Genomic DNA, 13,373 nt, shown 5'->3' with positions numbered 1-13,373 from the left:
GAGGCCCCGCCGCGCATGGCACCCGATGCCCCCGCCGCCCCGCCCCTGGCGCGGCCCGCGCCGCGCCGCGCCGGGGTGCGCCTGCCCGACCGCCTGCAGATCGCGCTGCTGCGCGCGTCCGGCTGCAATCCGAACGACCCGCAGACCCGCGCGCTGATGGACAGCTGGCCGCTGGACGAGCTGCGCGCCAACCCCGCGGCCAAGCGCGCGCTGTGGCCGCACCTGCGCGAACTGCGGCGGAAGCAGCGGCAATGAACGCGGTGGCGGCGACGCCCGCGCCGGTCCTGCGCCCGATGCACGAGGGCGACCTGGACGCGGTGATGGAGATCGAGCTGCGCGCCTATCCGTTCCCGTGGACCCGGGGCATCTTCCAGGACTGCCTGCGCGCCGGTTACCCGGGGCGGGTGCTGGTCGGCGACACCGGCCTGCTCGGCTATGGGCTGCTCAGCATCGCCGCCGACGAGGCGCACGTGCTCAACGTCTGCGTCGATCCGCTGCGGCAGTCGCGCGGGTTCGGGCGGCGGCTGCTGCGCGAGCTGGTGCAGGTGGCACGCGAGCACCGCGCGGCGCGGGTGTTCCTGGAGGTGCGGCCGTCCAATGCCGCGGCCATCGCGCTGTACCACAGCGAGGGCTTCAACGAGATCGGCCGGCGGCCGCGCTATTACCCGGCGGTGATCGGCCGCGAGGACGCGCTGGTGATGGCGATGGAACTGGTGGACGCGGACATCGCCCGCATGCCGCCGCTGTAGGCGGCCCGTTCACCCCAGCCGCAGCAGGACCACGCCGGCCACGATGAGCGCCGCGGCGGACAGTCGCCTGCGGTCGATATGCTCCTTCAGCACCCGGGCCGAGATTAGCAGCGCGAACAGGATCGAGGTTTCGCGCAGCGCGGCGACGACCGCCACCGGCGCCTGGGTCATCGCCCACAGCGCGATGCCGTAGGACGCGGTGGTGCCGGCGCCGCCCAGCAGTCCTTGCCGCCAGTGGTCGCGCAGGTGCCGGCACAGCTGCGCGCGGCGGGTGGCCAGCGCCCACAGCGGCAGCGGCAGCCCGGACAGCAGGAACAACCACAGCGCATAGCTGGCGGCATTGCCGGACAGGCGCGCGCCGCGCGCGTCGACCAGGGTGTAGGTGGCGATCAGCACGGCGACGGACAACGGCAGCCGCAGCTGCCGGCGGACCGCGCCGCCGGCCATGCCGACGACGCCGGCGCTGACCACGGCGATGCCGAGCCAGGCGCTGGCGGTCAGTCGTTCGCCGAATGCCAGGCCGGCGGCCAGCGCCACCAGCGGCGGTGCGCAGCCGCGCATCAGCGGGTAGGACAGGCTCATGTCGGCGGCCTGGTAGGCGCGCGCGACCAGCACGTAGTAGCCGGCCTGCAGCAGCGTGGATGCGGCCAGCCACGGCCAGCTTGCCGGCGCCGGAAGCGGCAGCCACGGCAGCGCCAGCGCGGACAGCAGCGCGGCCCAGCCGGTGACCAGGATCGTGTTCAGCAGGGGGTCGCCACCGCGCTTGACGAGGGCATTCCAGCCGGCGTGCAGCAGGGCGGCGAACAGCACCGCGCAGAAGATCGCCAGCGACATCGCATGCCCGGGGTGCGGTGGAGCGCGCAGCATAGCCGCAAACACAAACGCCGCCCGCAGGCGGCGCTTGCGTCACCGCGGGGGGCGGCCTACAGCTTGGCGCGCTGTGCCTGCAGGCCGGCCAGCTGGCCGTTCCAGTCGGCCAGGCGCACGCGCTCCTGTTCGACCACCGCCGCCGGCACCTTGTCGGTGAACCTGGACAGCTTGGTCTCGCTCTTCTCCTTCTCCGCCGACACCCGCGCGATCTCCTTGTCCAGGCGCGCGCGCTCGGCATCCAGGTCGACCAGGCCTTCCAGCGGCACCAGCAGCTTGAGCTCGCCGACGATGGCGGCCGCGGCCGGCGGGGTCTGCGCGTCGGCGGCCAGCCACTCGATGTTCTCCAGCTTCAGCAGGAAACGCAGCTGCGAAGTGAAGCGCTCCACCCGCGCCTGGTCCACGGCCTGGCCCCCCTGCAGCAGCAGCCGGACCAGCCGGGACGGCGGCACGTTCAGCTCGCTGCGCACCCGGCGCAGGGCGTTGACCATGGTCTTGAACCACTCCACGTCGGCCTCGGCCTGGGCATAGTCGCCGCTGAACTCCGCCGCGGTCGGATAGGGGCGCAGCGACAGCGTGTCGACGGCGATGCCCAGGCGCGGCGCCACCTGCTGCCACAGCTGTTCGGTGACGAACGGAATCAGCGGGTGCAGCAGGCGCAGCACCGCTTCGAGCACGTACAGCAGGGTGTGGCGGGTGCTGGCCGCATCGGCGGCGTTGTCACCGTTGAGCGCCGGCTTGGTCAGCTCCAGGAACCAGTCGCAGAACTCGTTCCAGACGAACTCGTACAGCGCCTGCGCCAGCAGGTCGAAGCGGTAATCGGCGAAATGCTGCTGCGCCTCGGCCGAAACCTTCGCCAGGCGCGAAAGAATCCAGCGCTCGGCGTCGGTACGCGGCTGCGGCGCGCCGCTGAAGCTGGCCCCTTCGGTGTTCATCAGGGTGAAGCGGCTGGCGTTCCACAGCTTGTTGCAGAAGTTCTTGTAGCCCTCGGCGCGGCTCATGTCGAACTTGATGTCGCGGCCGTGGGTGGCCAGCGCCGCGATGGTGAAGCGCAGCGCATCGGCACCGTGGGCGATGATGCCGTCCGGGAACTCCCGGCGGGTGGCCTTCTCGATCTTCTCGGCCATCTTCGGCTGCATCAGGCCATGGGTGCGCTTGGCGACCAGGTCGTCGATGCTGATGCCGTCGATGATGTCCAGCGGGTCGAGCACGTTGCCCTTGGACTTGGACATCTTCTGGCCCTGCGCGTCGCGGATCAGGCCGGTGATGTAGACGTCCTTGAACGGGATCTGCCCGGTGAAGCTGTCGGTGGCCATGATCATGCGCGCCACCCAGAAGAAAATGATGTCGAAGCCGGTGACCAGCACGTTCGACGGCAGGTAGCGCGCGAAGCCGCGCTGCGCCATGGCTGCTTCCTCCGGCCAGCCCAGTGTGGAGAACGGCCACAGCTGCGAGGAGAACCAGGTCTCCAGCACGTCGCTGTCCTGGGTGAGCGCCACGTCGTCGCCGAGCCCGGCCCGGGCGCGGGCGTCGGCCTCGTTGCGGCCGACGTAGCAGTTGCCGGCGTCGTCGAACCAGGCCGGGATGCGGTGGCCCCACCACAGCTGGCGGCTGATGCACCAGTCCTGGATGTTCTCCATCCAGTGGCGGTAGGTGTTGATCCAGTTGCCCGGCACGAACTTGATGCTGCCGTTCTCGACCAGCTCCAGGCCGCGCCTGGCCAGGCCGTCCATCTTCACGAACCACTGGTCGGTCAGGTACGGCTCGATCACCTGGCCGGTGCGGTCGCCGCGCGGCACCTGCAGCTTGTGCGCCCTGGTCTCGACCAGGATGCCCAGGTTTTCCAGTTCGGCCAGGATCACCTTGCGCGCTTCGTAGCGGTCCAGCCCGCGGTACTGCTCCGGCGCGTTCTCATTGAGCGCGGCGGTCGGGGTGAACAGGTTGATCATCGGCAGGCCGTGGCGCACGCCGACCTGGTAGTCGTTGAAGTCGTGCGCCGGGGTGACCTTGACCACGCCGGTGCCGAACGCCTTGTCGACGTAGTCGTCGGCGATCACCGGCACGCTGCGGCCGGTCAGCGGCAGGGTCACGCGCTTGCCGACCAGGTGGGCGTAGCGCGTGTCTTCCGGATGGACCATGACCGCGGTGTCGCCCAGCAGGGTTTCCGGGCGGGTGGTGGCCACCACCAGGTAATGGCGGGTTTCGCGCAGGGTCTCGTTGCCGTCGGCGTCGAGCTCGACGTGCTCGTAGCTGGCGCCGTCTTCCAGCGCGTAGGCGATCGACCACAGGAAGCCGTCTTCCTCGACGCTCTCCACTTCCAGGTCGGAGATGGCGGTCTTCAGCACCGGGTCCCAGTTGACCAGGCGCTGGCCGCGGTAGATCAGGCCCTGCTCGTGCCAGCGCACGAAGGCTTCGATCACCGCTTCGCTCGGGCCCGGGTCCATGGTGAAGGTGCTGCGCGACCAGTCGGCCGAGGTGCCGAGGCGGCGCATCTGCCCTTCGATCACGTTGCCCGAGTGCGCCTTCCACTCCCACACCTTGTCGATGAAGCCGTCGCGGCCCAGCGAATCGCGGGTCTCGCCCTTGCCTTCCAGCGCCAGGTTGCGGCTGACCACCATTTCGGTGGCGATGCCGGCGTGGTCGGTGCCGACCTGCCACAGCGTGTCGTAGCCGCGCATGCGGTGGTAGCGGATCAGCGCGTCCATCAGCGTCTGCTGGAACGCGTGGCCCATGTGCAGGGTGCCGGTCACGTTCGGCGGCGGCAGCAGGATGGTGTACGGCTCGCCCTTGCCGGACGGCTTGAAATGGCCGGCTTTCTCCCACGCATCGTAGAGCGCGGTTTCGAAGGACTTCGGGTCGTAGCTGGAGGCGAGTTGGGTCATGCGGGGAAACCGGGTGGAAGGCGGGGAGGGGATCAGCGGAACGCGCCGGTTTTCAGCGCGCGCCTGATCTTCTGGTCGGTGTGGTACTGGCTGACCGCGTAGGCGGCCCAGATCGCGGCCGGAACCCAGCCGATCAGGGTGACCTGCAGGACCAGGCAGACGATGCCGGACAGCGGCCGGCCGATGGTGAAGAAGGCCAGCCATGGCAGCAGCAGGGCGATGAGCAGGCGCATGCGGGTCCCTTACATGTCGTGCTTGTTGAGCGCGTAGCCGGCGGCCTTGTACTGGCGCCAGCGCTCGCGCAGCGGTTCGCGCGCGGCCGGGTCGGCCGGCACCACTTCCAGCACCCGCTCGCAGCTGCCCAGGTACGGCTCGTCGCGCAGGTTGATCACCAGCGGCCGCTCCGGCGCGTCGGCGCCCGGCGCGGCGATCAGCACGATGGCTTCTTCCTCGTCCACGTCCTCGCCGACGATCTGGTGCGGGATGTAGGCGTCCGGGTCGAACGACCACAGCAGCTCGTCCAGTTCCTCGGCCTGCGCCGCGTCGCGCGCCAGCACCAGCGTGTACTGGCTGGTGTCATTGGCCTTGCGCGCCAGTTCGCACACCAGCTTCAGTGGCTCGGTGAGGAAGCGGGGCTTGGCGATCAGGTAGAAGTCGGCACGGGTCAAGGCGGGTAACCGGAAGGGGAAAGGGAAGTGAACGGGTGCGGGGCGGGGAGCCGGCACGGGGAATTTCCATTCCCCGTGCCCGGTTCCCGGGTCCGGCTTCAGCCCACCCGGTCCAGCAGCCACTGCGCCAGCAGCCCGACCGGGCGGCCGGTGGCCATGCCGCGCTTGCCTTCATCGCTGGCCACGCCGGCGATGTCCAGGTGCGCCCAGCGCTGGCCCTCGGTGAAGCGCGACAGGAAGCAGCCGGCGGTGATGGCGCCGGCCCAGCGGCCGCCGATGTTGTAGACGTCGGCGAAGGTCGAATCCAGCATCGGCTGGTACTCGTCCCACAGCGGCAGGCGCCAGGCGCGGTCGAACACGTGTTCGCCGGCGGCGAGCAGTTCGTTGGCCAGGTCGTCGTGCTTGCTCATCAGGCCGGCGGTCTGGTGGCCCAGGGCGACCATGCAGGCGCCGGTCAGGGTGGCCACGTCGACCAGCGCGGCCGGCTCGAAGCGCTGCGCATAGGTCAGCGCGTCGCACAGGATCAGGCGGCCCTCGGCGTCGGTGTTGCCGACTTCGATGGTCTTGCCGGACATGGAGGTGATCACGTCCGACGGGCGGTAGGCGTTGCCGTCGATCGCGTTCTCCACCGCCGGCACCACCACCACCAGGTTCAGCGGCAGCCGGGCCTTGACCGCGGCGACGAAGGTGCCGATGACGTTGGCGCCACCGCACATGTCGTACTTCATTTCCTCGATGCCGCCCTGGGTCTTCAGGTTGACGCCGCCGGTATCGAAGGTGATGCCCTTGCCGACCAGCACGTAGGGCTTGGCGTCGCCGCCGTTGTTCCACTTCAGCACCACCAGCTTGGGCCGGTTGGCCGAGCCGCGGGCCACCGCCAGCAGCGAGCCCATGCCGAGCGCTTCCATCTGCTGCTCGTCCAGGATCTCGGCCTGCGCGCCTTCGTGCTCAGCGGCGAACTTGACCGAGGATTCGGCCAGGTAGGCCGGGGTGCACAGGTTCGGCGGCAGGTTGCCCAGCTCGCGGGCGTACTCGACGCCGGCGGCGATGGCCTGGCCCTGCGCCAGCGCGGTCTCGTCGCTGCCGCTGATCGCCAGGGTTTCCAGCCCCGGGGCGTCGGGCTTCTTCTTGCCCAGGGTGGCGGTGTAGCGGTAGCTGGCATGGTTGGCGGCGATCACCGCCTGGCGGATGTTCCAGGCCGCGTCGCGGCCCTTCACTTCGAGCTCGGCCAGGGTGAACAGCGCGCTGCGGGTGATGCCGCTGCGCAGCGCGCGGGCGGCGTCGCCCACCGCCTTGATGTACTGCGCCACGCCGAACTTGGCGGGGTCGCCCAGGCCGACCACCAGCACCCGCGGCGCGGCCACACCGGCCAGGTCGTGCAGCACGGTGGTGTTGCCGGTCTTGCCGCCGACGTCGCCGCGCTCCACCAGCGCCGCGAGGCGGCCGCCCGAGGCGGCGTCGAGCGCCTGTGCCGCCGGCGACAGCGACTTGTCCGAGAAGGCGCCAACGATGACGCAGTCGACCGCGGCCGAGGCCGGGGCGGCGTGGTTCAGGGTGAATTGCAGAGACATTGATCAGATTCCATTGCCAAATCCGTACAATCGCGGACTGTTTCCACCCCTCCAGACCGGCCGGGCGCGCCGCGAACGAAACCGGGAGTTTAAACCACCCACCCCATGGCGAAGCTTGACCGCTACCTGCTGAGCGACTTCATCCAGAGCTTCCTGGCGACCCTGACCGTGCTGCTGGTGGTGAGCGTGGGCGGGGTGCTGGTGGACATCCTGGGGCGGATTGCCGACGGCCGCATGCCGGCCGGGCTGCTGCTGTCGCAGCTGGGCCTGCAGTTCATCGTCTACCTGCCCATCATCCTGCCGCTGGCGCTGCTGCTGGGCCTGTCGCTGGCCATCGCCCGGCTCTACCGGGACTCGGAAATGGCGGTGCTGACCGCGGTCGGGGTCGGCCCGCGGCGGTTGCTGCGGCCGGTGCTGATGCTGGTGGCGCCGGTGGTGGCGGTGGTCGGGGCCTGCTCGCTGTGGCTGGGGCCGTGGGCCAACCGCACCGCCGACGCGATGGTCGAGGCGGCCAGCCGCAGCGTGGTGGTGGCCGGGCTGGAGCCGGGCAAGTTCACCCAGCTCTCCGGCGGCGGCATCGTCTACCTGTCCTCGCTCAACGAAGACGGCACGAAGATGGGCAAGGTGTTCATCCAGCGGCAGAAGGACGGGCGCATCGACGTGGTCTCGGCCAACAGCGGCAGCATGTTCTTCGAGGGCGAGCGCCAGCGCTTCCTGCGGCTGGAGGATGGCCACCGGGTCGAGGGCCCGGAGAACGGCGCGCTGGACTACCGCCTGATGCGCTACGCCAGCAACGAGGTGGCCCTGCCGGACCGTGACGAACCGCGCGGGCAGGACGACCCCGAGGTGCTGCCGACCCTGCGCCTGCTCGGTGACGAGCGGCCCGAGGCCCAGGCGCAGCTGCACTGGCGCATCACCCCGCCGCTGCTGGCGCTGGCCTTCGCCCTGCTGGCGCTGCCGCTGTCGCGCAGCACCCCGCGGCAGCAGCGCTACGGAAGCGTGATGCTGGCCTTCCTCGGCTATGTGGTGGGCGTCAGCCTGATGATCAGTGGCCGGCAATGGTTGGCCAACGGTACCCTGCCGCCGGCGCTGGGCATGTGGTGGCTGACGGTGCCGCTGCTGGCGCTGGCGCTGTGGATGTACTTCCGCGATGGCCGGCTGTCGCGCCGCAGGGGAGTCCGCGCATGATGCTGCGCCCGCGCATCCACGATTTCTACGTCGGCCGCACGGTGCTGCTCACCGTGCTGCTGGCGTGGGCGGTGCTGACCGGGTTGGACGCGATGCTGTCGCTGTCCGGCGAGGCCAAGAACATCGGCACCGGCAGCTATACCTTCGGCCATGCCGTGGCCTGGAGCGCCTACACCCTGCCGCGCCGCGCCTACACGCTGTTCCCGATGGCCGCGGTGATCGGCGCGCTGATGGGGCTGGGGCAGCTGGCCGCGACCTCGGAGCTGACCGCGCTGCGCGCGCTGGGCCTGTCGCGGCGCCGGATCGCGCTGTCGGTGGCCATCGCGCTGTCACTGCTGACCGCGATGATGGTGGTCAACGGCGAAACCCTGGCGCCGTGGGCGCAGGAAAAGGCCGATGCGCTCAAGGCCAGCGCCAAGTTCAATACCGACATGGCCGTGGCCCGCTATTCCGGGTTGTGGGCGCGCGAGGGCGACACCTTCCTCAATGCGCAGAGCGGCGAGGAACAGCTCAGCGACGATGGCGGCACGCGCCTGCTGCTGCATGACGTACGCCTCTACCGGCTGGATGCCGACGGTCGCCTGGCCAGCCTGACCCATGCGGTCACCGCCCGCCACGACGCCAGCGGCTGGACCCTGGAGCAGGTGCGGCGCGACACCTTCGGCGAGCGCTCGGCCAGCCGCCAGACGGTGGCCAGCGAGCCCTGGGACTCGGCCCTGGATGCGGCGGCCCTGGCCTCGGGCCTGGCCAAGCCGCGCAGCCTGACCGCCGCCGAGCTGCGCACCAGCATCGAGTACCGCAAGCGCAACGGGCTGGATGCGCGCGACTACGAGGACACCTACTGGAGCCGCTGGTTCTACCCGGTGAACGTACTGGCGCTGTGCCTGGCCGCGGTGCCGTTCGCGTTCGGCTCGCTGCGCAGTGGCGGCATGGGCAAGCGCCTGTTCCTGGGCATGCTGTTCGCGCTGGGCTTCCTGCTGCTGCAGATGTTCTTCGGGCGCATGGCCGGCGCGCTCAAGTTCGACTACCGCATCGCCTACGCGCTGCCGCCGGTGATCATGCTGGCGGTGTCCGGCTGGCTGTTCAGGCGGCGCTCCAGCTGAGTCCGCGCCGCGGGCAGGCACGGGCGCTGCCCGCGCCGCGCGCGGGCTGATGCGGCGGGTGCCGCGCGGATGCTGCCGGCCGCACAAGGCCGGATGCGCCGGTTGCGCTGCCGCCGCTGCGCGCCGGGTCAATGACGGCCGGACTGCGTGCGGCGATTACCGGTTGGGGGGCGTGCAGCAGCCGGGTGTTGCCCGGGTGGTCGTGCCGCGCCGCGGGGAACCATGAGTACCGGTTGCGCCGCCACGCGCTGGGTCAATGACGGCCGGACCGCGTGCGGCGTTTACCGGTCGGGGACGTGCACCAGCCGCGTGTTGCTCAGCCGGTCATGCCGCGCCGCAGGGAACCGCAAGCACCGGTTGCCCAGCCGCGACGCCGCGCGCCGGGGTAATGAAGGGTGGGTTGTTTGCGGTGATTACCGGTCGGGGACGTGCGCCAGCCGCGTATTGCTCAGCCGGTCATGCCGCGCCGCAGGGAACCGCAAGCACCGGTTGCCCAGCCGCGCCGCCGCGCGCCGGGGTAATGAAGGGTGGGCTGTTTGCGGTGGTTACCGGTCGGGGACGTGCACCAGCCGCGTGTTGCTCAGCCGGTCATGCCAGGTCAGCCCGTCCCGATCCACCAGCGCCCACCAGAACCCCAGCCCGCCGCACAGCAGCGACAGCGTGCCCAGCGCATAGCGCTTCCACAGCAGGGCCATCGATGGCGGGCCGTCGGTGCCCCGCACGTACAGCCGCCACGGACGCATGCCCAGGGTCTGCCCGCCGCGCCTCCAGCTGAGCGTCGCGTATCCACCGGCGACCACCCAGCAGCACAGCCACAGCAGCCACTGCAGCGGGCTGTAGGGGGCGATGTTGTGGCGGGTGTTGCCACCGCTGGCGACCACGTCCAGCAGGGTGAACGGCACGGCGGTGAGCATCCACAACGCCAGCACCGGCCACAGGTCGTAGAACAGCGCCGCCAGCCGGCGCAGCAGCAGTGGCGAGGGGCGGGGCGGGGCGGCGGAATCGGCGTTCATCGCGCGAGCATACGGGCTGGCGTGCGCGATGTGGATGGGCAGCGGTGCCGGCATTGCCTATCCTGCGCGCCATGACGTCGCCTTCCACCGCCGCCGAACGCCGCCAGCGGGTGATGCAGCTGCCGCCGCCGCGCGAGGCCGATGGCCGCCACATCCAGCGCTTCCTCGATGCGATCTGGGCCGAGCAGGGGCTGGCGCGGGCCACGCTGGACAGCTACCGCAGGGACCTGGAAGGGCTGGCGCGCTGGGCGAACGCGCGCGCCGGCGACGCCGCGGGCACGTCGCCGCCGGGACTGCTGGCCGGCCTCGACCGCGCCGGCCTGTTCGATTACCTGGCATGGCGCACCCGTCACGGCTGGTCGCCGCGCAGCAACGCGCGCCTGCTGTCGGCGCTGCGCGCGTTCTTCGCCGACTGCCTGCGCCGCGGCGAGCGCGACGACGATCCGTCCGCGTTGCTGGAGCCGCCCCGGTTGCCGCGGCCGCTGCCCAAGGCGCTGGCCGAGAGCCAGATCGAGGCGCTGTTGGCGGCGCCGGACATCACCACGCCGGAGGGCCTGCGCGACCGCGCCATGCTGGAACTCATGTATGCCGCCGGCCTGCGCGTGAGCGAGCTGGTCGACCTGCCGGCCAATGCCGTCAACCTGCGCCAGGGCGTGCTGCGGGTGACCGGCAAGGGCAGCAAGGAGCGGCTGGTGCCGCTGGGCGAGGAATCCCGCCACTGGCTGGAGCGCTACCTCGCAGACGCGCGCCCGGCGCTGGCGGCGGGCCGGCCGGTGCAGGCCACGGCCGACGGCCAGGTGCCGCTGTTCCTGACCCGTGCGCAGAAGCCGCTTACCCGGCAGCAGTTCTGGGCGCTGGTGAAAGCCAGCGCGGCGGCGGCCGGCATCGACCCGGCGCGGATCAGTCCGCACGGCCTGCGCCACAGCTTCGCCACCCATCTGCTCAACCACGGTGCCGACCTGCGCGCCCTGCAGATGCTGCTGGGCCACAGCTCCCTGTCCACCACCCAGATCTACACCCTGGTCGCCCGCGAACACCTGCAGAAGCTGCACCGCACCCACCACCCGAGGGGGTGAGCGACCGCGCTTGCGCGCCACTGGCGCGCGCGGACGCGAACGCCCGGCCACGGAGGGCCGGGCCGGAGTATCCGCCAGCCATTGAAGTCCCGCCAAGGAAGGCAGCAGCGAATCTGCGGCACTGCCGCGCGGCCTGCCGAACGCCCGGCCGCGCCAAGCCGAAACAAGGGCGCCGGTACGGCCTGCCGCGCCGCCGCGCGCCCGGAACCAACCGCACCACCCGGCATGTCTCTGACAGCGCCCCACCCGTAGCGCTGGCCTGTGCTGCTAGCACTGGCGGGGCAGGCCGCATCGGAGTTCCAACGCCGGAGTATCCGCAGGCCATTGAAGTCCCGCCATGGAAGGCAGCAGCAAACCCGCGGCACTGCCGCGCGGCCTGCCGAACGCCCGGTCGCGCCAAGCCGAAACAAGGGCGCCGGTACGGCCTGCCGCGCCGCCGCGCGCCCGGAACCAACCGCACCACCCGGCATGTCTCTGACAGCGTCCGTCATCCATAGCGCAGGCCTGCCCCGCATGTACCAGCGGGGCAGGCCGCAGCGGAGTGCGGGGGCGGCGCGTAGGTGCCGGGCTTGCCCGGCACGGGCTTGTGCATGCGGGGCGAGCCCCGCATCTACCCGAGCGACGTTGCGCCAATGTGCGGCAAGCCCCGCATCTGCCCGCGTGACGTCGCGCCAATGTGCGGCGAGCCCGGCCTCTAGCCGTGCGACCTCGCGCCAGGATGACCTCCGTGCAGGTCCAGGCTGCGCGCGCCGCCATCCCTCGCAGGTCCCCTGCGGACGGCGCCACCCCCGCCACCCCCTGAACGTCGCCATCGGCGCGGTATGCGAGAATCGCCGGGATTTCCGTCCTTCCCGTTTACCTGGAATCCCCATGCTCCGAATCGCCATCGCCGCGCTGCTGGGCGCGATCAGCCTGACCGCCTGCGCGCAGCCGAAAACGCCCGAAACGACGGCCGCCGTCGCGCCGGCCCGCGCGGACGGCGCGGTCGAGAAGCGGGTGCGCGATGCGCTCCGGCAGCTGGACCCGAATTTCAACCCGGATTACATCGGCGCCGCGCCGTTCGCCGGCTTCCGCGAAGTGGTGGTGTCCGGCCAGGTGCTGTACGTCACCGACGACGGCCGCTACCTGCTGCAGGCCCAGCCCTACGACATCGAAAAGCGCGCGCTGGCCACCAGCGAGGGCCTGCTGGCCCACCGCCGCAAGCTGCTGGCGTCGCTGCCGCATTCGGACCGGATCGTGTTCGCGCCGCCGAATGCCAAGTACACCATCAGCGTGTTTACCGACATCGAGTGCGGGTACTGCCGCAAGCTGCACCAGGACATCGCCGAGCTGAACCGTCAGGGCATCGCCGTCGAGTACCTGGCGTTCCCGCGCATGGGGCTGGGCAGCAAGGACCACACCGACATGGTCTCGGTGTGGTGCGCCAGCGACCGCAAGGCGGCGCTGACCGCGGCCAAGTCCGACCGTCCGGTGGAGCCGAAGAACTGCACCAACCCGGTGACCATGCAGTACACCGTCGGCCAGCAGCTGGGCATCAGCGGCACCCCGGCGATCTTCGCCGCCGACGGCACCCAGCTGGGCGGCTACCTGCCGCCGGCGCAGCTCAAGGCCGCGCTGGAGCGGCTGCCCGGCGCCGCCGGCAGCCCCTGATCGGTCGGCCCCGGGGCAGCGCGATGCCACGGGTGTCGCGCCGCCGTGCCCCCGGCGCAGGGTGGACGGCGCTTGCCAGGCGCGCGGCGCTGCTTGCGCCGCTGCTCCACGCCGGCTGTGCGTCGGCACCGCCCACGTTCCAGGCCCACCGCGTCGCGCTGAGCCGCATCGACCATCCGGCGCCGGCGAAGCTGCCGCGCACGGACATCGGCTGGAAGATGATGCGGTACCTGCAGGCCGACGGCGAGGCGCCGGAACCGCCCAACTTCGCCGACCGCTTCACCCTGTTCGTGGTCGGCTGCGGCAGCGGGTGCCGCCAGTACGCGCTGATCGACCGCCGCAGCGGCAAGGTCCACCCCGGCCAGGCGTTGAACAACGTCCGCTTCGACTACCGGCGCGACAGCCGGCTGCTGGTGGTCACCCATGCCGAGGGGGCCCGCTCTCCGGACATCGTCGATTACCTGGTCTGGGACGGGGCGCGGTGGCGCCGGGTTGGGCGCGAGGTCGGGCCGGCGCCCGCAGACTAGGCCCTGGCCGACTCCGCGGCCCGGCCGCGGCCGCCGTCGCCGGGCCCGGCCCAAAGCCGGCTCCGGTACAATGGCCGGC

The 13,373-nt window shown here is 71.2% G+C and carries 12 protein-coding genes and 1 pseudogene; 7 read left to right on the top strand and 6 right to left on the bottom strand.

The features are described from left to right. Together MKP15_RS15255 and rimI are read left to right on the top strand one after the other, a co-directional pair. A pseudogene (locus MKP15_RS15255) lies at nt 1-255 on the top strand (alanine acetyltransferase); the annotation flags it as partial. Beyond that, nucleotides 252-749: a ribosomal protein S18-alanine N-acetyltransferase gene (gene rimI / locus MKP15_RS15250; RefSeq protein ID WP_104939647.1), complete on the top strand. Its 498-nt coding sequence runs from the start codon at nt 252-254 to the stop codon at nt 747-749. The pseudogene MKP15_RS15255 and the gene rimI, both read left to right, overlap by 4 nt. A gap of 9 nt (nt 750-758) precedes the next feature. On the opposite strand, the gene MKP15_RS15245 is transcribed toward rimI, so the two are convergent. The 5 genes from MKP15_RS15245 to MKP15_RS15225 form a co-directional block, all read right to left on the bottom strand. Beyond that, on the bottom strand, nt 759-1,583 hold the full coding sequence (locus tag MKP15_RS15245; RefSeq protein ID WP_240213290.1) for an EamA family transporter: 825 nt from the start codon (nt 1,581-1,583) through the stop codon (nt 759-761). 89 nt (nt 1,584-1,672) lie between these two features. Further along, entirely contained in the window at nt 1,673-4,498 is a 2,826-nt protein-coding gene (locus MKP15_RS15240) for a valine--tRNA ligase (protein WP_240213285.1), read from the bottom strand. A 32-nt stretch (nt 4,499-4,530) separates the two neighbouring features. After that, nucleotides 4,531-4,731, bottom strand: coding sequence for a YqaE/Pmp3 family membrane protein (locus tag MKP15_RS15235; protein WP_104939644.1), 201 nt, complete (start codon nt 4,729-4,731; stop codon nt 4,531-4,533). 9 nt (nt 4,732-4,740) lie between these two features. Then, nucleotides 4,741-5,166, bottom strand: a complete 426-nt coding sequence (locus MKP15_RS15230; protein WP_104939643.1) for a DNA polymerase III subunit chi — start codon at nt 5,164-5,166, stop codon at nt 4,741-4,743. A 98-nt stretch (nt 5,167-5,264) separates the two neighbouring features. After that, the gene (locus tag MKP15_RS15225; protein ID WP_104939642.1) at nt 5,265-6,737 is read right to left on the bottom strand and encodes a leucyl aminopeptidase; all 1,473 of its coding nucleotides are present in this window, start codon (nt 6,735-6,737) and stop codon (nt 5,265-5,267) included. A gap of 105 nt (nt 6,738-6,842) precedes the next feature. On the opposite strand from MKP15_RS15225, the gene lptF reads away from it, so the two are divergent. Continuing rightward, nucleotides 6,843-7,925 carry an LPS export ABC transporter permease LptF gene (gene lptF, locus MKP15_RS15220; protein ID WP_104939641.1) on the top strand — a complete coding sequence of 361 codons (1,083 nt, stop codon included), beginning with the start codon at nt 6,843-6,845 and terminating at the stop codon, nt 7,923-7,925. Continuing rightward, nucleotides 7,922-9,028, top strand: a complete 1,107-nt coding sequence (lptG, locus tag MKP15_RS15215) for an LPS export ABC transporter permease LptG (RefSeq protein ID WP_240213284.1) — start codon at nt 7,922-7,924, stop codon at nt 9,026-9,028. Before lptF ends, lptG begins: the two co-directional genes overlap by 4 nt. A 545-nt stretch (nt 9,029-9,573) precedes the next feature. Here lptG and MKP15_RS15210 read toward each other — a convergent pair. After that, a complete protein-coding gene (locus tag MKP15_RS15210) occupies nt 9,574-10,041 on the bottom strand; it encodes an RDD family protein (RefSeq protein ID WP_240213283.1) in 468 nt (155 codons plus the stop codon). Between the two features lie 71 nt (nt 10,042-10,112). Between MKP15_RS15210 and xerD the strand changes: the two genes are divergently transcribed. The 3 genes from xerD to MKP15_RS15195 all read left to right on the top strand — a co-directional run bounded on the left by xerD (nt 10,113) and on the right by MKP15_RS15195 (nt 13,294). Further along, on the top strand, nt 10,113-11,117 hold the full coding sequence (gene xerD, locus MKP15_RS15205; RefSeq protein WP_240213282.1) for a site-specific tyrosine recombinase XerD: 1,005 nt from the start codon (nt 10,113-10,115) through the stop codon (nt 11,115-11,117). Between the two features lie 870 nt (nt 11,118-11,987). Then, complete coding sequence (locus MKP15_RS15200) at nt 11,988-12,767, top strand: DsbC family protein (RefSeq protein ID WP_240213281.1); 780 nt, start codon at nt 11,988-11,990, stop codon at nt 12,765-12,767. 32 nt (nt 12,768-12,799) lie between these two features. Then, complete coding sequence (locus MKP15_RS15195) at nt 12,800-13,294, top strand: hypothetical protein (protein ID WP_240213280.1); 495 nt, start codon at nt 12,800-12,802, stop codon at nt 13,292-13,294. Nucleotides 13,295-13,373: the final 79 nt, after the last annotated feature.

Origin of the sequence: Stenotrophomonas sp. Y6 (assembly GCF_022436665.1) — a bacterium.
Lineage (GTDB): Bacteria > Pseudomonadota > Gammaproteobacteria > Xanthomonadales > Xanthomonadaceae > Stenotrophomonas > Stenotrophomonas acidaminiphila_A.
Note: the sequence above shows the minus strand (reverse complement) of the source record. Positions and strands in the feature narration are given on the sequence as shown.

Bases quoted from the DNA above. Each gene is read 5' to 3' on its own strand.
- lptF (WP_104939641.1), top strand. From the start codon at position 6,843: ATGGCGAAGCTTGACCGCTACCTGCTGAGCGACTTCATCCAGAGCTTC.
- MKP15_RS15235 (WP_104939644.1), bottom strand. From the start codon at position 4,731: ATGCGCCTGCTCATCGCCCTGCTGCTGCCATGGCTGGCCTTCTTCACC.
- xerD (WP_240213282.1), top strand. From the start codon at position 10,113: ATGACGTCGCCTTCCACCGCCGCCGAACGCCGCCAGCGGGTGATGCAG.
- MKP15_RS15225 (WP_104939642.1), bottom strand. From the start codon at position 6,737: ATGTCTCTGCAATTCACCCTGAACCACGCCGCCCCGGCCTCGGCCGCG.
- lptG (WP_240213284.1), top strand. From the start codon at position 7,922: ATGATGCTGCGCCCGCGCATCCACGATTTCTACGTCGGCCGCACGGTG.
- MKP15_RS15240 (WP_240213285.1), bottom strand. From the start codon at position 4,498: ATGACCCAACTCGCCTCCAGCTACGACCCGAAGTCCTTCGAAACCGCG.
- MKP15_RS15200 (WP_240213281.1), top strand. From the start codon at position 11,988: ATGCTCCGAATCGCCATCGCCGCGCTGCTGGGCGCGATCAGCCTGACC.
- MKP15_RS15210 (WP_240213283.1), bottom strand. From the start codon at position 10,041: ATGAACGCCGATTCCGCCGCCCCGCCCCGCCCCTCGCCACTGCTGCTG.
- MKP15_RS15245 (WP_240213290.1), bottom strand. From the start codon at position 1,583: ATGTCGCTGGCGATCTTCTGCGCGGTGCTGTTCGCCGCCCTGCTGCAC.
- rimI (WP_104939647.1), top strand. From the start codon at position 252: ATGAACGCGGTGGCGGCGACGCCCGCGCCGGTCCTGCGCCCGATGCAC.